The following is a 22,343-nucleotide window of genomic DNA, read 5'->3' as shown; positions in this document are numbered from 1 at the left end:
AGATACGGTGATTTCAAGGACTTGGGTTAGCGCGTTTGGCGCTTGAATTTCGGGGAGTTGGCCCCATGTTTCTGGCAACTCCGAACAAATCATTCGACTTTTCAGGTGCCTTGCATGAGCAACTCTCCCTACATCTTTGATGCCACCATGGAAAACTTTCAGCAGAAGGTGATGGAAGCCTCTGCAAGCACGCCCATCCTGGTGGATGTCTGGGCCGAGTGGTGTGCCCCCTGTAAACAGTTGATGCCTCTGCTGGAAAAACTGGCGGAGGATTACCAGGGTGCGTTCATGCTGGCCAAGGTGAACGCCGACGAGCAGGAACAGCTTACCTCCAGTCTCGGCGTGCGCAGCCTGCCGACCGTCATCCTGGTCAAGAACGGCCAGGCCGTGGATGGCTTCAACGGTGCCCTGCCGGAAAGCGAAATCCGCAAGGTTCTGGACAAACACGTGGAGGCCCCCAAGGAAGACCCCTATGAAAAGGCACATCGGATCTGGGAAGAAGGCGATGTGGAAGGAGCATTGGCTATCCTGTCCCAGATGAACCAGGAGGACCCGGAAAATCTCAAAGTCCTGATCGACCTGGCCCAGTTGAAGGCGGAAATGGGTGATCTGGAAACGGCCGAGCAGGTCCTTGAAAGTCTGCCTCCAGAAGAAAAAATGCAGCACCAGGCCAAACAGCTGGCAGCACGAATCAAGTTTCTGAAGCAGTCGGCCGAACTGCCTCCGATCAAGGATCTGGAAATGGCGCTGGAGCAGGACCCGAAGGATCCGAACGCACTGCACCAGTTGGCACTTCATCACGTATTACAGGAAAACAACGCCGAGGCCATGGACCTGCTGATCCGCCTGATGCAGGTGGACAGCAAGTACAAAGACGAAGTGGCCAAGACAACGCTGATCGAACTGTTCGACAAGCTGGGTAACAACAACCCGGACGTAAGGACTTATCGCCGCAAGCTCTATACCCTGATGCACTGATTCTTTGGCGCTGGCCAAATACAACGTAGGTCGGGTGGAGCCATAGGCGAAACCCGACTGGTATTTCCGCAATGCTCAAACTACCTCCCCAACCCGACAACTGCGAACTCTGCGAACGCCCGGTTGCCAAACTCACCCGACACCACCTGATACCCAAGCACCTGCACCGAAAAAAGCGGTTCCAGAAACTGTTCACCAAGGAAGATTTGATCACCCGCACGCTGTGGGTGTGTCGCCCCTGCCACAACGCCATTCATAAGGCTCGCTCGGAATACGAGCTTGGACTGTACTTCAATACCCGGGAAAAGCTGCTGGAGCTGGAAGAATTGCGGACGTTTGTTGAGTGGTTGAGCGACAAGCCGGAGGGGTTCGTGCCCAAGTTTGTCCGGCAGAAATAACGCACCTGATCCAATGGCCGTCTCCGTTGGTAATTATGAGCTCATTCTTTTGGAGAGGGTCCTATGCCTAAGCAAAAAGACAATCATCGAATCAAACGTTTCCTGTCATTGAGCGCGCTGATTCTTCTGACGCCATGGCTCCTGATCGGAGGTCTGGTAACGGCAGAAACCCTGAATGAGGGTGCGATGGACAATGGAAGCCTTCAGGTCGCGTTGATCGTAATCATCGGAGCGGTGTTTGGCGCGCTGGTGTTCCGGGTCATCCCCAGCTGGAAGGCGCGTCGATCAAATCGCTGAAGAGGCAAGCGGCCCCATTCCACGGGGCCGCTTCAGAGAGGCTGGCGATTAACCGTTCCCTTTCTTCATTTCTTCATACTCATCTTCAAAGAAGAATTTCTCTTCTCCAAAGGCCGGTTCCAGCTCATGCAACCAGGTGGCCGTCTCGCTGTACTTGGCGAAGAATGGGCGCTGAACCCAGTCCGGGTTGCGGCCCTGCAGGAAGCGCAGTACAAACACCTTCTCGCCGTTGATTTCGGTAATCCCCTGGATCTCCACCTTGCCGGGGCCGGCGCTCATGGAGGGGCCGCGGGCGGTTCGGGCCAGGCCACTGACTTTCTTCATGGCTTCCCTGTAGATGTGGAAAGCTTCGACCAGAGGCACTTCAAAGTAGTTCTTCGCGCCGGTGTCCCGCTCTACAAACATGTAGTAGGGGATGATGCCCAGCTGCACTTCTTTCTTCCACAGCTTTGCCCAGGCGTCGGCATCGTCGTTGACGTGCTTGATCAGCGGGCCCTGGGCACGGATCTCGGCACCGGTGGCGCGAATACGGCGGATGGCCTCTTCGGCAATCTCGGTGGTGATTTCCTGCCAGTGGTTGTAGTGGGCCATGATGGCGACGTGCTTGCCGGCGTCGACAAGTTTCGCGAAAAGGTCGATCAGTTCATCGGCATCCTTGTCGGTCACGAAGCGGTAGGGCCAGAAAGTCAGGGCCTTGGTGCCGATGCGAATGGTCTGGATATGATCGAACTCCGGCTGTAGCAGCGGTTCCAGATACTGCACCAGGTTCTTGGTTTTCATCACCATGGGGTCGCCACCGGTGACCAGCAGGTCAGTGACCTCGGTGTGCTCCTGCAGGTAGCCATGAAGCTTTTCTGCTTCGGTGCTGGCCATTTTCAGGTCTTTGTCACCCACGAACTGCGCCCAGCGGAAACAGAAGGTGCAGTAGGAGTGGCAGGTCTGGCCCTGGGCCGGGAAGAACAGCACTGTCTCGCGATACTTGTGCTGAACGCCGTCCAGAACTTCACCGTCGAGCTCCGGCATGTTCATTTCCATCTGGCCAGCCGGGTGCGGGTTGAGTTCGTCCCGGATTTCCTTGGCGACGGCCTGAATCTCTTTCTTGTCGGCACCTTCCCGGTGCAGTTTCGCCATGCGCTCGTAATGCTCGTCTTTCAACATCCCTTTCTGGGGGAAAACAAGCTGATAGATCGGGTCGTTGGGTACCTTGTCCCAGTTGATCAGTTCATTGATCACATACTCGTTGACCCGGAACGGCAGCACGCTGGCTACCACTTTCATTTCAAACAGGGTCTCTTCAGGGAGATTCTGAATGACTTCGATCTTGTCGAGCTGGCGGTCTGTGTAGACCTTGAAACGCCGTTCCTCGAACTCCGTAGTGGGAATCCGGTTCGGGAAGGTGACGATGGAGTTCATAGATCGCCCTCTGTTGATGCCAATGACAAAAAAGTGGTCCGACCACTTTTTCCTGGGTGGTTAAAAATCAGGCAGGCGAGTATACATAAATCCGGAAATATTTTCAGGTCTAATTAAAAAGCTGCGATAAATCTGAGGGATGCACGGGAGCGAAGAGTCGAAAATTCAACAAAAAGCGCTAAATGTTCTGAATGATCGGCGAATAGCGGCGAGAAGATCGTTTAGCGTGATAATCAATTTTCGGCCTGATACGAATGCTACGACATTGGTCGCAATCTGGTTGTCTGTTGGTCCAAAAACGGTCATTCTTCCGTAAGTAACCGAAAGAAGCCCGTTACAAAAGGATGTTTGGAGGGCTTTGATTGAATTTGATGGTCAAAATGTAGTAAAAATACTACGAAACCGGGTGTTCTAATCCACGCACTTCGCCGGCATGCCGGTCATCCCCGGGGCCAAAAGCCCGTGAAACCGAGGTGATCAGGCAGGAAAAGTGTGAAAGCTGTTCTATGCTTTGTACAGGTTCTGTGTACTGGTAGCCGGTACACCTGTCAGGCTGAAAATACCCATAACAAAACACTGCATTCCATCGCAGCTTATCGACACCGCAACGCGCCCGGCTGCTGATCGTGGCGGCGCTGCACTTTTTGATGCCAAGGGGAGGGTTTGATGTACCAGGACGATGATCCCATTGAAACCAGTGAATGGCTGGATGCGCTGGAATCTCTGATCGAGAACGAAGGCGTAGACCGAGCCAAATATATTCTTGAGAGGCTTTCCGAGCGGGCGAGCCGCGATGGAACCGAACTGCCATATTCCATAACCACGCCGTTCCGGAACAGTATTCCGGTTTCCCAGCAGGCGCCGATGCCTGGCGATCTTTTTATGGAGCGCCGAATCCGCTCCCTGATCCGCTGGAATGCCATGGCCATGGTTATGCGTGCCAACCAGCGTCCCGGTGATCTCGGCGGACATGTTTCCTCGTTTTCTTCGGCAGCGACCCTCTACGATGTTGGCTTCAATTATTTCTTCCACGGCGGCGACGAAAAGCGCGAGTCCGATCTTGTTTACTTCCAGGGTCACTCTTCCCCGGGCATTTATGCGCGCTCCTTCCTTGAGGGCCGTTTCGACGAGAAAGATCTCGACAAATACCGTGAGGAAGTAGACGGCACTGGCCTCTCTTCCTATCCGCACCCCTGGCTGATGCCGGATTACTGGCAATTCCCAACAGTTTCCATGGGGCTTGGTCCGATTCAGGCGATTTACCAGGCCCACGTAATGAAGTACCTGGACAGCCGAGAACTCATCGAGATGGGCGATCGCAAGGTCTGGTGCTTTGTTGGTGACGGCGAGTGCGACGAGCCGGAAACCCTGGGTTCCATCTCCATGGCCGGCCGGGAAAACCTCAGTAACCTGATTTTCGTTGTTAACTGCAACCTCCAGCGTCTGGACGGGCCGGTGCGTGGCAACGGCAAGATCATTCAGGAGCTTGAAGGTGTCTTCCGGGGCGCTGGCTGGAATGTCCTGAAAGTTGTCTGGGGTCGCCACTGGGATCCCCTGTTCGAGCAGGACAAGGACGGCAAGATGCAGCGGGTCATGGACGAGGTCTGTGATGGCGACCTTCAGAACTTCAAGAGCAACGGCCCGGCTTATACCCGGAAGCACTTCTTCGGCAAGTACCCGGAAACGGCCAAACTCGTCGAGGGGCTTTCCGACGAGGAGATCAACAAGCTCAACCGGGGCGGTCACGATCCGTACAAGATCTACGCGGCCTTCCACCATGCCATTCACAAGAATGGCGGCCGGCCGACGGTTATCCTCGCCCACACTATCAAGGGCTACGGCTTTGGTGAGGCCGGTGAAGCGCAGAACACCGCTCACTCCCTGAAAAAACTGGATATCGAGCAATTGAAGTCATTCCGTGACCGCTTTGCGGTTCCGCTGCGGGATGATGAGCTCAAAGACGTTCCTTACTACCGGCCAGCGCCGGATAGTCCGGAAATCGTCTATATGAAGAAGCGCCGGCAGGAGCTGGGTGGTTTCTATCCCAAGCGTCGGAAGGATTGTCAGCCACTGCAGATTCCCGACCTGGACATCTTCAAGGCGGTCCTGGACGGTTCCGGCGACCGGAAGATCTCGACCACCATGGCCTTCGTTCGCATCCTGACGGCACTGACCAAGGACAAGCGAATTGGTAAGCGCGTGGTGCCGATCGTGCCTGACGAAGCCCGTACCTTCGGGATGGAAGGCATGTTCCGTCAGCTCGGCATCTATACCGCCGAGGGCCAGAAGTACGTTCCGGAAGACCGTGATCAGATCATGTACTACCGGGAAGACAAAAAGGGCCAGATCCTTGAGGAAGGTATCAACGAAGACGGCTCCATGGCAGCCTGGATGGCGGCGGCAACGTCCTACAGTACCAATAACTTCCCGCTGATTCCGTTCTACATCTTCTACTCCATGTTCGGCTTCCAGCGGGTTGGCGATCTGGCGTGGGCATCCGGTGACATTCAGGCCCGTGGCTTCCTGATTGGCGGTACCGCTGGGCGGACCACCCTGAACGGCGAAGGCCTGCAGCACCAGGATGGCCACAGCCATGTGTTGGCTAACACCATCCCGAACTGCAAGGCCTACGATCCGGCTTACGGATACGAAATGGCCGTGGTGCTGCGCAAAGGTATGAAAGAGATGTTCGAGGACAACCAGAACGTCTTCTATTACCTGACCATCGAAAACGAGAACTACGAACAGCCTGCCATGCCCAAGGATTGCGAAGACGGCATCATCAAGGGCATGTACAAGTTCGAGTCTGTGGAAACCAAGGGCAGCAAGAAAACGCCTCGGGTTCAGCTGCTTGGTGCGGGCGCGATCCTTAACGAGGTGCGCGCGGCGGCCCAGATGCTGAAAGACGACTGGGGCGTTGCTTCCGACGTGTGGAGTGTTACCAGCTTCAACGAGCTTGCCCGTGAGGGGCAGCATATTGATCGCTGGAACCGCCTGCACCCGGACGACAAGCCCAAGAAGGCTTACGTCACCCAGATGCTTGAAAAGCAGCAGGGTCCGGTGGTGTCCTCCACCGATTACATCAAGCTGCACTCCGAGCAGCTCCGGGCGTTCATCCCCAAAACCTACCTGACCCTGGGTACTGACGGCTTTGGTCGCAGCGACACCCGGGAAAAGCTGCGCAGCTTCTTTGAGGTGGACCGTTACTACGTAACCGTCACGGCGCTGTCAGCTCTGGCTCAGGATGGCGAGGTGAAGAACGATGTGGTTCTCGAAGCCATGCGCAAGTACGGAATCGATCGCAACAAAACGAACCCGGTGCTGAGCTAAGGAGTCCGCCATGAGTGAACAGGAAATCAAGGTTCCGGATCTCGGCGGTGCGGATGAGGTCGAGGTTATCGAAATCATTGTCAGCGCAGGGGATTCGGTTGAGGAAGAAGATCCGATTCTGACGGTTGAGTCAGACAAAGCCTCGGTGGAACTGCCGTCTCCCGGTGCCGGCAAGATCACCAAGATCACCGTAAAGGTGGGTGACAAGGTAAAAGAAGGTGATGTTGTTGGCATGATGGAAGCCAGCGCCGGTGGCTCTGACGATGCCGGCAGCGACGAGCCCGAGGAAAAGGCCGAGGAAAAGGAAGAAGCAAAGCAGGAACAGAAGTCCGAAGAGAGCAAGCCAGCGCCGAAGAAGGCTTCTGGTGGCTCCCGCAAGGAGACCGTCAAGGTTCCTGCGCTGGATGGTTTCGACAATGTTCCGGTGATAGAAATCAACGTTGCTGAAGGCGATACCATTGAGGCCGACGATCCATTGGTTACAGTGGAATCGGACAAGGCCACCATGGAGATTCCTTCGCCCTATGCGGGCAAAGTGGGCAAGATCCTGGTATCCGAGGGCGACAAGCTCTCCGAGGGCGATGAACTGCTGGAGATGACGGTTCAGGAAGGTGGTGGCGAAGAGGAAGAAGCCTCGGCGCCCGCGTCTGAGGAACCGGCGAAGGAAGAGAAGCCTGAGCCCAAGTCCGAGGAGAAGCCGAAACAGGAAGCAGAGTCTGCGCCTGAGCCACAGGGCGCCACTTATGAGCCTCCGTCGCCTGGCGCCAAGGTCCATGCTGGCCCGGCCGTGCGCAAGCTGGCCCGTGAGCTGGGTGCCGATCTGACGCGAATCAAGGGCTCAGGCCCGAAGAGCCGGATTACCAAGGACGATGTCCATGCCTACGTGAAGAGCCAGCTCAAGCAGGCTCAGCAGGGTACTGGCGTTGCTACCGGTTCTGGTATTCCGGGTGTCAAGCTGCCGGACTTCAGTCAGTTTGGTGAAGTGAAGCGTGAGGCCATGTCGCGGATGATGTTCGCCACGGCCAATAACATGCAGCGCAGCTGGCTGAACGTGCCTCACGTAACCCAGTTCGAGGATGCGGATATCACCGATATGGAGGATTTCCGCAAGGCCCAGAAAGCGGCCGGCGAGAAGAAGGGCGTGAAGATGACGCCGCTGCCGTTCCTGCTGAAGGCCTGTGCCACGGCGCTGGCGGAACTGCCCCAGTTCAATGTGTCTCTGGACATGGAGCGCAAGGAGGTGGTTCGCAAGAAGTACATTCACATCGGGATTGCGGTGGATACGCCCCATGGGCTGATGGTGCCGGTGATCAGGGATGTGGACAAGAAGGGCTTGTGGGAGCTGGCGGCGGAAAGCGCCGAGCTTGCCCAGAAGGCCCGGGACAAGCAGCTGAAGCCGGCAGAAATGCAGGGTGCCTGTTTTACCATCACGAGTCTCGGTGGTATTGGCGGCACGGCATTTACGCCGATCGTGAATACGCCGGAGGTGGCGATCCTTGGGGTGTCCAAAGCGGCGATGAAGCCGGTTTGGGACGGCAAGGAGTTCCAGCCCCGCCTGATGCTGCCGCTGTCGCTGTCTTACGATCACCGTGCGGTGAATGGGGCTGATGCTGCCCGGTTTACCACGGTGCTCAGTCAGCTTCTTGGGGACATTCGTACCCTTCTGCTTTGATCTGAAGCCTGGTGTCACTCAGCCTGAGGGTTGGGTGGCACGACAAAGGCCGGTGCGACTTTTCAGAACACGCTACAAGCACATCCATGTGCGCTTGTTTCGGGCCATCCATGGCCCTCTACAGTTCTGAAAAGTCGTACCGGCCTTTCTCGTTCTGGCTTCTATCTAATCGCTTTTCTGCATGTACATCTCTCTCCGCCTAGCCTACCAATCAATGAGCTTCGAGGTGTTGCTGGTCAATAGCGCCTCAAGGCAGAAGCAATCGGAGAGGTCTGAATAAAGCCCACACAAACAAAAACCCCGGCCGGAGCCGGGGTTTCTGCTGAGTCAACTAACTTCTAACGGAAGGATTAGAAGTTGTATTGAGCTATGTACATGAGACGATTTGCGTCGCCATCGGCTCCGCCTTGGCTTTCAGTTTCGAGATTCTCGAACTGTACACCCATGCTCACGCTATCAACCGGACTCCACATGTAGTTAATATACATGGAAGTGTTCTGTTCGGTCGTTGTTGCTGCAACTGCTCCACTTTGAACGGCGTCGTCCATGTCTGACATTGATGTGCCGTAGCCTACGTTGACCGAGCGTCCATTACCCAAACCAAAGCTAGCACCCAGAGCGCCGCCTACTGCTTCAATGGTTTCCAGATCGCCATTGCCGTCTACGTAAGCATCCGCACCAGCGAAGTTGCTGCCCGAACGATATACATAGGCGCTGGCACCATCTGCGAAGTTGATCGCGCCCTGAATGGAGATCATGTCGGTAATGGCAATTTTACCGGCCAGGAATGCCGCGTAACCGATGGATGAATCATCGGCTGTGCCTGTGTCGTAACTTGTTTGCTTGGCCATGACGGCTGCCGCGTAGGAGAAATCCACCCTGTGAATCTTCAAACTTTGTAGTCAGTGCAGGAGAGCTGGCGACGGTGCCTCTATCTTGGCCCGGTGTTAGCTCTAGCTGTTGCGTTCCGTCGGATTGAAGTTTACGAACCGGAGCTACGCCTACTACTCCGCCGTAATCGATAGCATTCTCCAGTGAAACGGAGAACGGGCCGCTCATGTAGGTGATTTGTTCGGTCCGGTCTTGTGCACCAGCAGTACCTGGAACGCCATCGAAGTCCACGTTGGCAGTGTTACCGACCCAAGAGTTATAGTTGGACCAGTACCGACCGATTCTGACGTTGTTGTACTCGCCATAAGCGTGGCGCAGGCGCGGCCACCATTAGAGATGTCCTCGTCGATATCTAAGCCGCAACCACGCGAGCGAAATCGTAAAGATTTGTCTTGTAGTCATCAGTGTTCAATGCTATCGCGCCAGCCACACCAAAAACTGCAGTTGCTGCAGTCGCACGACACGAATTGCCAATCTCAGTTTGTTGCTTTGCATCGTTGTTGTCTCCACACATTATTTTTGTTAGACCCAAAAACAAGGTAGTTAGTCGAATTCGTGACAATTCAAATAAACTCCTGCAGAAATTAGACGAATGTCTATAACAGCTTTTCGTTCATATACAGGCATCTGCAGTTGCCAGCGAGGCGTAATGTTGTTCCATGGCATCCGAAAGTACAGTTCTTGAGTCAGCGACGTTCGCGTTTCTTGATATTGAAACCACCGGCGGCAATTCAGCCCGGGACCGGATTACCGAGATTGGTATCCGGTTCTGGCGGGCCGGCGAGGTTGTGGGCGAGTGGCAGACGCTGCTGAATCCGGAAACGCGGATTTCCCCGTTTATCGAAAACTTCACTGGCATCTCCAATGAAATGGTGGCGGATGCGCCGTTGTTTGCGGATGTAGCGGACGAGCTGGAGGAACAGCTTAATGACAAGGTGTTTGTCGCTCACAATGCCCGCTTTGATTACGGTTTTATAAAATCCGAGTTTCGCAGATTGGAGCGTCTTTTCTCGGCGAAGGTGCTCTGTACGGTGAAGCTTTCCCGAAGGCTCTACCCGGAATTCCGGCGTCATAACATGGATGCTCTGATAGCCCGTCATGGTCTTGCCCAGGTTCAGCGGCATCGGGCCATGGGGGATGTCTCGGCCATGCTGTCGTTTTTCGAGCATGCCCGTGCAGAGAAGGGGGATGATAGATTCGAAAGTGCCCTGCGGGAGCTGCTGCAACGGCCGAGTATACCCTCTCATCTGCCAACGGATATCCTTCAGGATCTGCCTCGGGGGCCGGGGGTGTATCGTTTTTACGGTGAGAACGATGTGCTTTTATATGTGGGCAAGAGCACGAACATTGCCCAGCGGGTGGCATCGCACTTTTCCGGCGATCATAACTCGTCCCGGGGTGTGCGGATGTCCGAGAGCCTCCGTCGCGTCGAGTGCACAGAAACGGCAGGTGAGCTTGGAGCGCTTCTTCTCGAACTCAAACAGATCAAGACGCTGAAGCCCCTGTTCAATCGTCGGTCCCGGGCCGCCAAGAATCTGGTGAGCATCGAGCTTTCGAAAAACGAGGCAGAGTATCTGCAGGCTCGGCTGGTTCGTGAGATCGAGCCGCACCGGTTGGGGGATTATTTCGGGTTGTTCCGCAGCAAACGGGATGCCGAGCGTGCCTTGAGCGGCATCGCGGCCAAAAACGAGCTGTGCAATCGACTGCTCGGGCTGGAGCCTGAAAACGAAGGGCCTTGTTTTCAGCGTTCGCTGGGGCGCTGCAAGGGCGCCTGCGAAGAGCTCGAGAATGTCGAGCGCTACAATCTCAGGGTACAGATTGCCTTTCACAGCCTGCGGCTGAAAACCTGGCCCTGGAAAGGCCCGGTTGGGATTGTTGAGCGCAATGCCCGAACCGGCCGCACGGATATCCTGGTGGTTTATAACTGGATGCACGTGGCCACCCTGCATGATGAAAACGAGCTGCAGGATCTTTCTCTCCGCGGCCAGGCGGTCACCTTTGATCTGGACTCCTACAAGCTTCTGATCGGCACGCTGTTGGATCGCAACAAGAGTGAGAATATGCCGCACAGGGTGATTGAATTGCCGGCCATCGGGGAACCGGATGTTCTTATGCCGTGAGTGGCGTATTATGGTGCAAGAGTCCGCATACCCACTTACTTGTCTGGTGTGGTCACTCAACTATTTTTATGTGCTTAGCCGCTTTCCCGAGAGAGATTTATGAATAAAGACCCCGTCAGCCGCGAACTGTTCGATGAAGTCATGGTGCCCAACTACGCTCCCGGTTCCATTATTCCGGTGCGAGGAGAGGGCTCCCGGATCTGGGATCAGGAAGGCCGCGAGTTCATTGATCTCCAGGGCGGCATTGCAGTGACCTGCCTGGGCCATTCCCATCCGGGACTGGTGGGTGCGTTGCACGATCAGGCCGAGAAAATCTGGCACCTGTCCAACGTGATGACCAACGAGCCGGCCCTGCGCCTGGCAAAGACTTTGTGTGACCTCACCTTCGCCGAGCGTGTGTTTTTCGCCAATTCCGGTGCTGAGGCCAACGAAGCAGCCTTCAAACTGGCCCGGCGCTACGCCTGGGAGCATTTTGGCAAAGACAAGAACGAGATCATCTCGTTCAAGAACTCATTCCACGGGCGAACCCTGTTCACCGTGAGCGTAGGTGGCCAGCCAAAATACCTGGAAGGCTTCGAGCCTGCGCCTGGCGGTATTCATCACGCCGAGTTCAACGATCTGGAATCGGTGAAGAAGCTGATCTCCAAAGACAAAACCTGCGCCGTGGTGGTGGAGCCGATTCAGGGTGAGGGCGGCGTTATGCCCGGCGACCAGGCGTTCCTCCAGGGGCTTCGCGAGCTTTGTGATGAAAATGACGCGTTGCTGGTGTTTGATGAGGTGCAGTCTGGTGTGGGCAGAAGTGGCCACTTCTACGCTTATCAGATGTACGACGTGGTGCCGGACATTCTCTCCAGTGCCAAGGGGCTTGGTGGTGGCTTCCCGGTAGCGGCGATGCTGACGACGGCCAAGGTTGCCGCCAGTCTGGGTGTGGGTACCCATGGCAGCACCTACGGTGGTAACGCACTGGCCTGCGCCGTGGCTCAGAGGGTGGTGGACACCGTCAGCCAGCCGGAGATTCTCAAGGGCGTGAAAGCCCGTTCCGACAAACTCCGCAAGGGTATGATGAATATTGGTGAGCGCTACGGTGTGTTCAGTGAGGTTCGTGGCGCCGGTCTGCTGCTCGGTTGTGTGCTGACCGAAAAATGGCAGGGCAAGGCCAAGGATTTTCTGAATGCCGGCCTGGAAGAGGGCGTGATGGTACTTGTGGCCGGTGCGAATGTGATTCGTCTGGCGCCGTCCCTGATTATCCCCGAATCGGACATTGACGAAGCCCTCGAACGTTTTGAAGCGGCGGTGAAAAAACTGGCGGTCTAAGGAGATTTTATGTGGCTGGTACGTCCGGCTCGGCCGGATGATCTGGACCAGATTCTGGCCATGGCGGGCACCCAGTGTGCCCGTCTTTCTTCCACTCTGCCCAAGCAGGGCGACGCCCTGGCTTACAAGATCGAGCAATCCCTGGCGTCTTTTTCCGGCAGGATCAGCGCCGAAGACGATCCGCCCAGGTTTCTGTTCGTGCTGGCAAACACCAAGACCGGAGACATTGCTGGCACCGCCGGCATTGATGCCCTCGCCGGCAATGGCCAGCCCTTCTACAGTTACCGTCGGGATGCCCTGATCCATGCCTCTCATGAGTTGGGGGTGTCGCGCCGGGTGGAGGTGCTCTACCCCTCTCATTCGCTTACCGATGTCTCGCTATTGTGTTCGTTCTCCATACGGCCCGAACTCCAGAATACCGACGCGTTCGAATTACTATCCCGTGCCCGGATTCTGTTTATTGCAGATCATCGGGAATGGTTTACCTCGCGGATGGCGGTGGAAATCCAGGGGGTGCAGTTGGAGGATGGCAGCGTCCCCTTCTGGGATAGTCTTGGCCGGCATTTCTTTGATATGGATTTCGAGACGGCAGACCAGTACTCCGGTCAGTTGAGCAAGACTTTCATTGCCGAGCTCATGCCCCCGAATCCCATTTATGTCACGCTGCTGAGTGAGGCTGCCCAGAAGGCGATGGGGCAGCCGCATCAGATAACCGTCCCTAATTTTGAGCTACTTCAGCGAGAGGGATTCCAGCCGGGCAGTTTTCTGGACATTTTTGATGCCGGCCCGGTTCTGGAGGGGCGCACCGATAGCCTGAAAACCCTGGTGACCAGCCACCCCAAGGAGCTTCATGGCAGTAATGAGGCTGTGGGTGAAACCTGTCTGATCGCTGCTGGCGAGCGGGAGCAGTTTCGCTGCACCCTCACACCGGTCGCTGAAACTCTGGACGACAAACTCAAGGTTCCGGTTTCGACCTGGAAGGCGCTGAACATTACCGCGGGCGACCGGGTAAGGATTGCGCCGCTATGACAAGCTTGGGAATGGCAAAGTTTGTAGCTGTCGATCTCGGGGAGGCGACCTTATGCTGGTAATTCGCCCGTTACAGGAAAACGATCTGGATGACCTGTACGCCATGGCCCAGGGTGCCGGTAAAGGGCTGACCACCTTGCCGGCGGATCGAGAGTTGCTCCAGAAAAAAATCAATCACGCCCGTGAGACCTTCAATCAGCGCATTGCGCCGGAAGCAGGCTTGTATCTGTTTGCTCTTGAGGATATCGAGCGCAAAAAAACCGTTGGGATCAGTGGTATTCAAGCCCGGGTTGGTCTGGACGAGGTGTTCTACAATTACCGCCTGAGCGTTACGGTGAATGCCTCTAAAGAGCTGGGTGTGCATGTACGGACACCCACGTTGCACCTGTCCAACGACATGACCGACACCAGCGAAATCTGCTCGCTGCTGCTGTCGGATGAATACAAAGGCGGGGGCAGCGGGCTTCTGCTCTCCCGGTGCCGGTTCATGTATCTGGATGAGTTTCGCAAGCATTTTTCGGAAAAAGTGTTCGCGGAAATGCGCGGCGTGTCCGATGCCCAGGGTCGAAGCCCGTTGTGGGACGCGCTGGGGACCAAGTTCTTTGACATGGAATTCAGCGAGGCGGACATGCTGTCTGGCCTGGGCAACAAATCCTTTATTGCCGAGCTGATGCCCAAGTACCCGATCTACCTGCCCATGCTGCCGGATTCGGCCCGGGCGGTCATTGGCCGGGTTCATGACAACACCGCGCCAGCGCTTCGCATGCTTCAATCAGAGGGGTTCAACTTTAACGGGCTGGTGGACATTTTCGATGGTGGCCCCGTGGTCGAAGCCTTCGTGCACAACATCCGCACGGTGAGGGAAGGCATGAACCGGCACGCAATGGTTACTCGAAAGCCAGTGAACCTTAACGTGCCTGCCGACGAGCGGGTGATGGTGTCGAACCGCTCATTCCGGGACTTCCGGGTGACCACCCTGCCGATAGATTGCATAGGGCCGGATACCGTCAGCCTTCCGCCGGAAGTGGCCGAGGCGTTGCAGATTGAATCTGGTGATCCGGTTCGTCTGGCCCCCTTGAAAGACTCGGGGATGCTGACCAAACATACTTATAGAAGCTCAGTACCGGGAGGTGCATCGAAATGGCAAAGCTGACAGGTGAACTGTTTATCGACGGGCTCTGGCTGCAGGGCCATGGGCCGATATTCGAATCTGTCCAGCCGGTCACCGGTGAGACAATCTGGGATGGTGAAAGCGCCAACCTTGAAGATGTGGATGCGGCCGTTCGTGAGGCCCGCAATGCCTTTGTAAAGTGGCAGCGCAAAAGCTTTGCCGAACGACAGGCCGTGGTCGAAGCCTTTGGTGAGTTGCTGGAAGCTCACAAGGAAGAGCTGGCCCATCAGATCGGGCTGGAAACCGGCAAACCCCTGTGGGAGTCACGCACCGAAGTAGTGGCAATGATCGGCAAGATCGGCATTTCGGTGAAAGCCTACAACGACCGCACTGGCACATCCGAATCCGATGTTGCAGGTGGGCACGCGGTGCTCAGACACCGGCCCCATGGCGTGGTTGCGGTATTTGGCCCCTATAACTTCCCGGGGCACCTGCCGAACGGCCACATAGTGCCCGCCCTGCTGGCCGGTAACACGGTGGTGTTCAAACCGAGTGAGCTGACCCCCGGTGTCGCCGAGCTGACGGTGAAACTCTGGGAGAAGGCTGGCATTCCGGATGGAGTAGTCAACCTCTTGCAGGGGGACTCGGCGACTGGCAAGTCCCTGGCCAGTCATCCCGGAATCGATGGCCTGTTTTTTACCGGAAGTTCAACCGTTGGACACCTGCTTCACAAGCAGTTTGGCGGCCAGCCGGAGAAAATCCTGGCCCTGGAGATGGGCGGCAACAACCCGCTGATCGTGCAGGACGTGGCCGATGTGGATGGCGCCGTGCATCACGCACTGCAGTCGGCATTCCTGTCTGCCGGCCAGCGTTGTACCTGTGCACGGCGACTGCTGGTGCCCAAGGGCAAGAAAGGAGACGCGTTCCTTGACCGGCTGGTGGAAGTCTCCGCACGCATCAAGGTTGGTGAATTCGATGCCGATCCGCAGCCGTTCATGGGATCGGTTATTTCCGCGGAAGCCGCTGACAAACTCCTGGCGGTCCAGGCCAGCCTGTTGGAGAAGGGGGGCAAATCCCTGCTGGAAATGAAGTCTCTGAAGGAGGGAACCGGCCTGTTGTCCCCGGGTATCATTGATGCCACCGGGCTCGACGTCACCGATGAGGAGTTTTTCGGGCCGTTGCTGATGGTGTATCGCTACAAAAGCTTTGACGACGCCCTGGAGCTGGCCAATGACACGAGCTACGGGCTCTCCGCAGGTATCCTGACAGATGACCGGAAACTCTATGAACGGCTGGTGGAGGAAGTGCGTGCCGGCATTGTGAACTGGAATCGGCCACTGACCGGCGCCAGCAGTGCCGCACCCTTCGGTGGTGTTGGTGCCAGCGGTAACCATCGCCCGAGCGCCTACTATGCCGCCGACTACTGCGCCTGGCCCATGGCGTCTCTGGAGGCCGGCAAGAGTGAGTTGCCAGAGTCTCTGGCACCCGGCCTCAATTTCGATTAACGGGACCCAGTGCCATGGTGAAACACGCGGTTGAAGCAAACTTCGATGGCCTGGTTGGCCCGACTCACAACTACGCAGGGCTGTCCTGGGGAAATGTGGCCTCCAAGTCCAATGTCAGTTCCGTTTCCAATCCGAAGGAGGCGGCATTGCAGGGCCTGGCCAAGATGAAACGTCTGGCGGACCGGGGCTATGTGCAGGGCATTCTGCCGCCCCACGAGCGCCCGCATATTCCCTCGCTTCGTGCTCTGGGGTTTGAGGGTACGGATGCCCAGGTGCTGGCGCAGGCGGCAAAATCCAGTCCATCGATTTTGGCGGCGGTTTCGTCTGCGTCGCCGATGTGGACGGCCAATGCCGCCACGGTATCACCGAGTGCCGACACGTCGGACCATCGCGTGCATTTCACCCCGGCCAACCTGAGCGCCAAGTTTCACAGGTCCATCGAACATACGGTGACCGGTCGCTCTCTGAAAGCCATCTTTGCCGACGAGAGCTACTTTGCCCACCATCCGGCGCTGCCATCCGTGAGCCACTTCGGCGACGAGGGTGCCGCCAACCATACCCGGTTGTGCGCCGGATACGGCGAGCCCGGTGTGGAGCTTTTTGTGTACGGCCAGATTGCATTCAACGAGCAGGCGCCGGCACCCAGGAAATACCCGGCAAGACAAACCCTTGAAGCCTCCCAGGCGGTGGCGCGACTGCATGGGCTCAAGGATCGTAATGTGGTCTTTGCCCAGCAGAACCCGGAGGCCATTGATGGCGGTGTTTTTCATAACGATGTGATTGCCGTCGGTAACGGCAATACCCTTTTCTACCATGACATGGCGTTCCTCGACGAAGAACAGGTGCTGGCGGATATCCGTGAGCGCCTGACTGGCGCCGAGCTGGAAGCGGTGCGGGTCAGCAGTGCCGATGTGCCACTGGACGATGCGGTGGCGTCCTACCTCTTCAACAGCCAGTTACTGAACACGCCGGATGGCATGCTGCTGGCGGTGCCCGGCGAGTGTCGGGAAGTGGCTTCTGTCAGCCGTTATCTGGATAACCTGGTGAAGTCCGGTGGGCCGATTACCTCGGTCGAAGTTTTTGACGTTAAACAGTCCATGCGCAATGGCGGTGGGCCTGCCTGTCTGCGTTTGCGAGTGGTGTTGAATGACGTTGAGCTCAGGGCTATCAATCGGGGCGTGCTGCTCACTGACGAACTTTACGAGCGTCTGATCACCTGGGTTGAAGCCCACTATCGGGATGAGCTCAGCCAGGATGAGCTTGGCGATCCGATGTTGCTGGAAGAGGTTCGCAAAGCCCTGGATGAGTTAACCGGGATCATGGGCCTGGGTTCCATCTATGATTTCCAGCTCTAAAGGTTGTTGAGCCCCGGGGCCGTCAGGCTGAGATCGACGACGTCAGCATATCCATCGTGTGTCGGATCAACTGCTCGGCCGGAAATTCCGGGTTGCCTTCGCCCATTTCCGACTGACATAGCAATATTACCCCGTGCAGGGCACCGCGCAGATACAAAGCGGTTTGAACGGGGTCGGTAATCCGGTCCCGGTTCATGGTGCCGTCCTGAAGCCCCAGCTCTATTGCCCCCACCATCAGTTCCATCAGGTCTGATTTCGAGCACAGCATTTCCTCAGCCTGGCTTTCATCGGCCTCGGCCATGGCTGTGGATGCCTTGGTCAGCGCCGAGAAGTAATCCGGTTCCTCCAGATAGAAGCGATAATAGGATTCCCCCATTGCCCCTATCTGGGCCAGACCATTGTCGGCGGTCTGTCTTGCCTCTTCGAACCGCCGGAACAGGCTGTGTCCCGCCCTTAGCATGATGCCCCGCTGTATCGCTGCCTTGTCCTTGAAGTACACGTACAGCAAGGCCCGGCTGAGACTGGCGGTTCGGGCGATGTCGTCCATGGACGTGCGCTCGTAGCCCTTCTCGGAGAACACCAGTTCGGCAGCATCCAGAATGGTGTCGTAACGGGCCTGTTTCTCTCGCTCACGGCGGGTTTTCAGCGGTTCGCTCATTCAATCATCCGGTTGGTTGGCAACAACAGGCATAGGATACCTGAAAACGAATCAAACCCGATTATTGACAAAATGTCAAAGAATGACATGATGTCTAAATCAACCATCGGGTTTCTCCAGGGACTGGACCCCGCCAACTACACGAGCATGGATGAAAGGAAGAGTCATGACACCACTTCGAATCCCCGTCGCCATCGTTTCGCTTGCGGTTTTTTCACTGTTTCTGTCGGGCTGCAAAGCCAGTGACGTAACCCCGGAATCCGGGGAGCAGAAGGTTTCAGTGCGTGTGTCAGAGGTTACCGGCGGTGAACGCCAGGATATGCCCCTGCGGTTTTCAGGTATTGTTCGCGCCACCCAGCGCGCAACGCTGACATTCCAGGTCAGTGGCACCCTCAGGGAGCGTGCGGTGGAGCTGGGCCAGAAAGTGCAGGCCGGTGATCTTCTCGCCCGGGTCTACAATCCCGGCCTGGAGCCGGCCCGGGATTCTGCCCGGGCCCGGCTGGAAGAATTGCGAACGCAGTATCTGCAGGCCCAACGGGAATGGGAACGCTCCAGCCGGTTGCATGAGCGTGGTGTTGTATCAGAACAGACACTCGAGCAGCTTGCAGCGCGGCGGGATTCCCTGGAAGCCAGCGTGGCAACGGCGCGGGCGTCCCTGGCTGAGGCAACGCAGCTACTGGAAGAGAGTACACTCCGGGCACCTTTTTCCGGGCGGGTGGAAGCGCTGCTGGTTGAACAGGATGAATTTGTTGCCGCCGGTCAGCCGGTGATGCGGCTGTCCTCTCCAGAAGGGCGCGAAGTGGAGGTGCGGGTACCCGCCTACCTGCTGGATCACGTGGAACTGGAGCAGACGTTGCCCGTCTGGTCGGTGCAGGATCGCAGTCAGCCGCCGCAAACCGGTTCGGTGGTTGAAATCGCCCAGGCAAGCGCCATTCGCGGTGAGTTGCATCCGGTTCTGGTGAGCCTTCCGATTGACACGCTTGAGCCTGGAGCGCCCGTAGAGGTGGGGATTACCCCGGTGCGGGAATCCGCTCTCACGGTTCCGCTGCTTTCGGTGATTCGCAACGCCGAGGGCGTCAGCGTGTTTCGGGTTCGGGATAGTGTGGCCAACCGGGTTTCGGTAGAAGTCGACCGGGTTGTCGGGGAACGAGTGGTGGTTACCTCCGGTGATCTGTCTCCCGGTGATCAGGTGGTTTATGCCGGAATGACACGGCTGGCGGACGGTGATGCCGTGGAGGTGCGCTGATGACCCGTCGGCTTCTGAACTGCCAGCGCCTGCTGGGCATGGTTGTGACCATGCTCTGCCTGCTTGGTATAGCTGCTTACAGCACCATGCCGCGACAGGAAGATCCGTCTTTTCCGTACCGGGCCGGCCTGATCAGCATTAATTATCCGGGTGCCAGTGCCGAGGCTGTCGAGCGTCTGGTACTCCGGCCCCTGGTGGATGAGCTGCGTCAGGTGGAGGAGGTGGATTATACGCAATCCACGGCCCGTACCGGCGTAGCCATCGTTCGTCTGCGCCTCAATGACGATATCTACGACACCGACCCCGCGTGGGACCGGGTGCGCCAGGCTATGGAGCGTGCAAAGCAGGACTTTCCGGATGACGTGGGGCGGATGGTGCTCGACGATCGCCTGATCGATATTCCCGCCATTGTCATGGCCGTGGGTGGTTCACCCTCGGTCACCGAATTGTCCGATGTGGCCGAACGGCTGAAGCAGAATCTCTCGGATCTACCCGGTGTGTCGCGGATTGAGCTGGAAGGCGATGCCGACGAACAGATTACCCTGGCCCTGGACGATGCCGCGCTCTACCGGCTTGGCATATCCCCGGCGCGGGTGCTGGACACGCTGGCCCGGCGCAACCAGACCATTCCCGGTGGGTTCGTCGTGGTGAACGGCCGCCGCCTGTCGGTGCTTCCCAACAGCGAGTTTGCCGACATCGATGCCATCCGGGCAACACCCATCGAACTTCCGGATGGCTCCCAGGTACCGTTGGCTGCGGCGGCGGATGTCTGGCGCGGGCCGGTGGAACCGAGACAGCCGGAAACCTGGTATGACGGCGAGCGGGTTGTTCTGGTCTCCATCATCATGGAAGAAGGCACCACCGATGCGATCCGTTTCGGTGAGCGGGTGCGTGAACGCCTGGAGCAGATTCGCGGAGATTTCGAACCCTACGAGATCCGCGAGATGTTTTTCCAGCCAGACAAAGTACAGGAACGACTCGACAACCTGGCCTGGAGCCTGGTGCTCTCGGTGCTGATTATCGTGGCGGTGGTCTTCACCGGCATGGGCATCCGGATGGGGCTGCTGGTGGCCTCGATTCTGCCCATGGTGGCCCTGATCAGTGTCGGGCTCTACGATCTTGGCGGCGGCGTGCTGCACCAGATAGCTGTGATCGGCATGGTAATCTCCCTGGGCATCCTCATCGACAACGCCATCGTGATTGTCGAAAACATCCAGGGGCATCTGGATGAGGGCATGCGCCGGCTGGATGCCCTGCGCAAAGCCGTCAGTGAACTGGCTGGCCCGCTGGGAGCCTCGACGGGAACCACGCTGGCGGCCTTTGCACCCCTGCTTCTGGCCAAGGGCGGTGCCGCTGACTTCACCCGCGGCGTGCCGGTGATGATCATGCTGACACTGTCCGTCAGCTATCTGCTCGCTATCTCTGCCGTTCCGCTGCTGGCGGCCCGATTCCTGAAACCCCGGCGCAAGGCCGGCCAGGACCGATTGATTGGCGTCGCCCGCTTCCTGGGGAGTCTGGTTTCCCGTTATCCCGGGCGACTGATTGCCGCCGGTGCCATCCTGGTTGCTATCAGTGTTGCGATGACCCCCTTTATGGCCCAACAGTTCTTCCCGAATGCCGATCGCCCCCGGGTGATTGTTGAAGTCTATATGCCCGAGGGCACCGACCAGGCTCGCACGGCAGAGGCAACCGAAGGTCTGGAGCGAATGATCCGCTCACAGCCGGATGCGCTTGAGATTCACCGATTCGTAGGCTTCACCGGACCTTCTTTTTATTACAACCTGCAGCGCGCGCCTCAGGCACCGAACCGGGCTCGTCTGGTGGTTACCACACCGACGCTGGAAGACACCACCGGCATGATTCGCTGGATCCGCGCCCATGTGAAAGCCGAGATGCCGGAGCTGGATGTCACCGTGGGTATCCTCGGGCAGGGGCCCCCCAGAGCTGCCCCGGTGGAAATCCGCGTCTACCACGCTGACGACGGCTCGCGAATAGAAGCGGTGGAACAGATTTTCAGCATCCTGCGAGGTGTTGAAGGTACGGTTGACGTACGCCACGACCTGGACATCGGCGTACCCAGCATCGCCATCAACGTGGACGACGCCACCGCGGCCCGATATGGCCTTACCCGAGCGGATGTGGCCCAGAGCCTGTACGGCCAGAGTTTTGGTGTGGTTGCCGAGCGCTATCGCCAGGAAGATGATCCCATTCCCCTGGTGCTGCGTTCCCGTGAGGGCACGGCCCTGTCACTGTCGCGATTGTTGTCCGTCAACATCTACAACGACCGCGGCGACGCCGTACCACTGTCAGCCGTGGCGACCGTGGATACCACCTGGGAGCCGGCGGCCCGATACCTTCGGGATGGCGTGCGTATGAACACCGTCACCGCGAACCTCGAAACCGGCTACAGCTTCAGCCAGGCCCTGGATGGCCTCTACGCAGGCCTTGAGAAAAACCCGTTACCGCCCGGCACCCGCATGGCCATGGGCGGCGATGCCGAAGGCTCCGGTGAAGCCAACACAGCTCTGCTCACCGCAGCCCCTATTGGCATGTTGCTGCTGCTGTTTTTCCTGCTGCTGCAGTTCAACTCCTTCCGCCGGGTCGGCATTATCCTTCTGACGGTGCCGTTGGCTACCGTTGGTATTTTCCCCGGATTGGTGCTGTCCGGCTCACCCTTCGGTTTCCAGTCTCTGCTGGGCGTGATCGCCCTGGTGGGGATCGTGGTGAACAACGCTATCGTTCTGTTGGACGTGATGGATCGGGAACTGGAGAAAGGAAGAGACATCCGCGATGCGATGCGTAACGCCGTAGAGCAGCGTACCCGACCAATCCTGCTGACCACCGCAACCACCGTGGCCGGCCTGCTGCCCCTGGCGTTCTCCAGTTCGACACTCTGGCCACCCATGGCCTGGGCCATCATCTCCGGCCTGCTGGCCTCAACAGTGCTTACATTGCTGGTTATACCGGCTGTGTGTACCCAGCTAATCAAAGTCAGCGTGCCGGAACCCGAAAACGCCCCGGCCTGA

Annotated in this window: 16 protein-coding genes; 13 read left to right on the top strand and 3 right to left on the bottom strand. The window is 57.5% G+C overall.

What is annotated here, in order from left to right; translation table 11 throughout:
- Window positions 1–114 precede the first annotated feature (114 nt).
- The 3 genes from trxA (at window position 115) to SIC15_RS17045 (ending at window position 1,673) form a co-directional block, all read left to right on the top strand.
- Window positions 115–978, top strand: coding sequence for a thioredoxin (gene trxA, locus SIC15_RS17055; protein ID WP_008169221.1), 864 nt, complete (start codon window positions 115–117; stop codon window positions 976–978).
- Between the two features lie 71 nt (window positions 979–1,049).
- Complete coding sequence (locus SIC15_RS17050) at window positions 1,050–1,376, top strand: hypothetical protein (RefSeq protein ID WP_222465370.1); 327 nt, start codon at window positions 1,050–1,052, stop codon at window positions 1,374–1,376.
- Between the two features lie 63 nt (window positions 1,377–1,439).
- The gene (locus SIC15_RS17045; protein WP_291908324.1) at window positions 1,440–1,673 is read left to right on the top strand and encodes a hypothetical protein; all 234 of its coding nucleotides are present in this window, start codon (window positions 1,440–1,442) and stop codon (window positions 1,671–1,673) included.
- A 48-nt stretch (window positions 1,674–1,721) separates the two neighbouring features.
- Here SIC15_RS17045 and SIC15_RS17040 read toward each other — a convergent pair whose 3' ends face one another.
- A complete protein-coding gene (locus SIC15_RS17040; RefSeq protein ID WP_008169234.1) occupies window positions 1,722–3,086 on the bottom strand; it encodes a KamA family radical SAM protein in 1,365 nt (454 codons plus the stop codon).
- Between the two features lie 666 nt (window positions 3,087–3,752).
- On the opposite strand from SIC15_RS17040, the gene aceE reads away from it, so the two are divergent.
- Both aceE and aceF read left to right on the top strand, forming a co-directional pair.
- On the top strand, window positions 3,753–6,416 hold the full coding sequence (gene aceE / locus SIC15_RS17035; RefSeq protein WP_412536523.1) for a pyruvate dehydrogenase (acetyl-transferring), homodimeric type: 2,664 nt from the start codon (window positions 3,753–3,755) through the stop codon (window positions 6,414–6,416).
- A gap of 10 nt (window positions 6,417–6,426) precedes the next feature.
- A complete protein-coding gene (gene aceF / locus SIC15_RS17030; RefSeq protein WP_412536522.1) occupies window positions 6,427–8,088 on the top strand; it encodes a dihydrolipoyllysine-residue acetyltransferase in 1,662 nt (553 codons plus the stop codon).
- 350 nt (window positions 8,089–8,438) lie between these two features.
- On the opposite strand, the gene SIC15_RS17025 is transcribed toward aceF, so the two are convergent.
- Window positions 8,439–8,939 carry a hypothetical protein gene (locus tag SIC15_RS17025; RefSeq protein WP_412536521.1) on the bottom strand — a complete coding sequence of 167 codons (501 nt, stop codon included), beginning with the start codon at window positions 8,937–8,939 and terminating at the stop codon, window positions 8,439–8,441.
- A 699-nt stretch (window positions 8,940–9,638) separates the two neighbouring features.
- Between SIC15_RS17025 and SIC15_RS17020 the strand changes: the two genes are divergently transcribed.
- The 6 genes from SIC15_RS17020 (at window position 9,639) to astB (ending at window position 17,413) form a co-directional block, all read left to right on the top strand.
- Window positions 9,639–11,099: an exonuclease domain-containing protein gene (locus SIC15_RS17020; protein WP_412536520.1), complete on the top strand. Its 1,461-nt coding sequence runs from the start codon at window positions 9,639–9,641 to the stop codon at window positions 11,097–11,099.
- Window positions 11,100–11,198: 99 nt separating this feature from the next.
- Window positions 11,199–12,413: an aspartate aminotransferase family protein gene (locus SIC15_RS17015; RefSeq protein ID WP_412536519.1), complete on the top strand. Its 1,215-nt coding sequence runs from the start codon at window positions 11,199–11,201 to the stop codon at window positions 12,411–12,413.
- Window positions 12,414–12,422: 9 nt separating this feature from the next.
- A complete protein-coding gene (locus SIC15_RS17010) occupies window positions 12,423–13,442 on the top strand; it encodes an arginine N-succinyltransferase (protein WP_412536518.1) in 1,020 nt (339 codons plus the stop codon).
- A 52-nt stretch (window positions 13,443–13,494) separates the two neighbouring features.
- Window positions 13,495–14,595, top strand: coding sequence for an arginine N-succinyltransferase (gene astA, locus SIC15_RS17005; RefSeq protein ID WP_069181887.1), 1,101 nt, complete (start codon window positions 13,495–13,497; stop codon window positions 14,593–14,595).
- Window positions 14,583–16,058 carry a succinylglutamate-semialdehyde dehydrogenase gene (gene astD, locus SIC15_RS17000; RefSeq protein ID WP_412536517.1) on the top strand — a complete coding sequence of 492 codons (1,476 nt, stop codon included), beginning with the start codon at window positions 14,583–14,585 and terminating at the stop codon, window positions 16,056–16,058. The genes astA and astD overlap by 13 nt, the downstream gene beginning before the upstream one ends.
- A gap of 14 nt (window positions 16,059–16,072) precedes the next feature.
- On the top strand, window positions 16,073–17,413 hold the full coding sequence (gene astB, locus SIC15_RS16995; protein WP_412536516.1) for an N-succinylarginine dihydrolase: 1,341 nt from the start codon (window positions 16,073–16,075) through the stop codon (window positions 17,411–17,413).
- 22 nt (window positions 17,414–17,435) lie between these two features.
- On the opposite strand, the gene SIC15_RS16990 is transcribed toward astB, so the two are convergent.
- On the bottom strand, window positions 17,436–18,071 hold the full coding sequence (locus SIC15_RS16990; RefSeq protein ID WP_412536515.1) for a TetR/AcrR family transcriptional regulator: 636 nt from the start codon (window positions 18,069–18,071) through the stop codon (window positions 17,436–17,438).
- Between the two features lie 166 nt (window positions 18,072–18,237).
- Between SIC15_RS16990 and SIC15_RS16985 the strand changes: the two genes are divergently transcribed.
- Both SIC15_RS16985 and SIC15_RS16980 read left to right on the top strand, forming a co-directional pair.
- Entirely contained in the window at window positions 18,238–19,317 is a 1,080-nt protein-coding gene (locus tag SIC15_RS16985) for an efflux RND transporter periplasmic adaptor subunit (RefSeq protein WP_349342465.1), read from the top strand.
- Entirely contained in the window at window positions 19,317–22,343 is a 3,027-nt protein-coding gene (locus SIC15_RS16980; protein WP_412536514.1) for an efflux RND transporter permease subunit, read from the top strand. Before SIC15_RS16985 ends, SIC15_RS16980 begins: the two co-directional genes overlap by 1 nt.

It is taken from the genome of Marinobacter sp. MIT932201 (assembly GCF_047123295.1).
Lineage (GTDB): Bacteria > Pseudomonadota > Gammaproteobacteria > Pseudomonadales > Oleiphilaceae > Marinobacter > Marinobacter salsuginis.
This window is presented reverse-complemented; position numbering and strand designations above follow the sequence as displayed.

Excerpts from the sequence above, each read along its gene's own strand:
- SIC15_RS16985 (WP_349342465.1), top strand. The coding sequence starts at position 18,238 with ATGACACCACTTCGAATCCCCGTCGCCATCGTTTCGCTTGCGGTTTTT.
- astA (WP_069181887.1), top strand. The coding sequence starts at position 13,495 with ATGCTGGTAATTCGCCCGTTACAGGAAAACGATCTGGATGACCTGTAC.
- aceF (WP_412536522.1), top strand. The coding sequence starts at position 6,427 with ATGAGTGAACAGGAAATCAAGGTTCCGGATCTCGGCGGTGCGGATGAG.
- SIC15_RS17045 (WP_291908324.1), top strand. The coding sequence starts at position 1,440 with ATGCCTAAGCAAAAAGACAATCATCGAATCAAACGTTTCCTGTCATTG.
- astD (WP_412536517.1), top strand. The coding sequence starts at position 14,583 with ATGGCAAAGCTGACAGGTGAACTGTTTATCGACGGGCTCTGGCTGCAG.
- astB (WP_412536516.1), top strand. The coding sequence starts at position 16,073 with ATGGTGAAACACGCGGTTGAAGCAAACTTCGATGGCCTGGTTGGCCCG.
- SIC15_RS17025 (WP_412536521.1), bottom strand. The coding sequence starts at position 8,939 with ATGGCCAAGCAAACAAGTTACGACACAGGCACAGCCGATGATTCATCC.
- SIC15_RS17010 (WP_412536518.1), top strand. The coding sequence starts at position 12,423 with ATGTGGCTGGTACGTCCGGCTCGGCCGGATGATCTGGACCAGATTCTG.
- SIC15_RS17015 (WP_412536519.1), top strand. The coding sequence starts at position 11,199 with ATGAATAAAGACCCCGTCAGCCGCGAACTGTTCGATGAAGTCATGGTG.
- trxA (WP_008169221.1), top strand. The coding sequence starts at position 115 with ATGAGCAACTCTCCCTACATCTTTGATGCCACCATGGAAAACTTTCAG.
- aceE (WP_412536523.1), top strand. The coding sequence starts at position 3,753 with ATGTACCAGGACGATGATCCCATTGAAACCAGTGAATGGCTGGATGCG.
- SIC15_RS16990 (WP_412536515.1), bottom strand. The coding sequence starts at position 18,071 with ATGAGCGAACCGCTGAAAACCCGCCGTGAGCGAGAGAAACAGGCCCGT.
- SIC15_RS17050 (WP_222465370.1), top strand. The coding sequence starts at position 1,050 with ATGCTCAAACTACCTCCCCAACCCGACAACTGCGAACTCTGCGAACGC.
- SIC15_RS17020 (WP_412536520.1), top strand. The coding sequence starts at position 9,639 with ATGGCATCCGAAAGTACAGTTCTTGAGTCAGCGACGTTCGCGTTTCTT.
- SIC15_RS16980 (WP_412536514.1), top strand. The coding sequence starts at position 19,317 with ATGACCCGTCGGCTTCTGAACTGCCAGCGCCTGCTGGGCATGGTTGTG.
- SIC15_RS17040 (WP_008169234.1), bottom strand. The coding sequence starts at position 3,086 with ATGAACTCCATCGTCACCTTCCCGAACCGGATTCCCACTACGGAGTTC.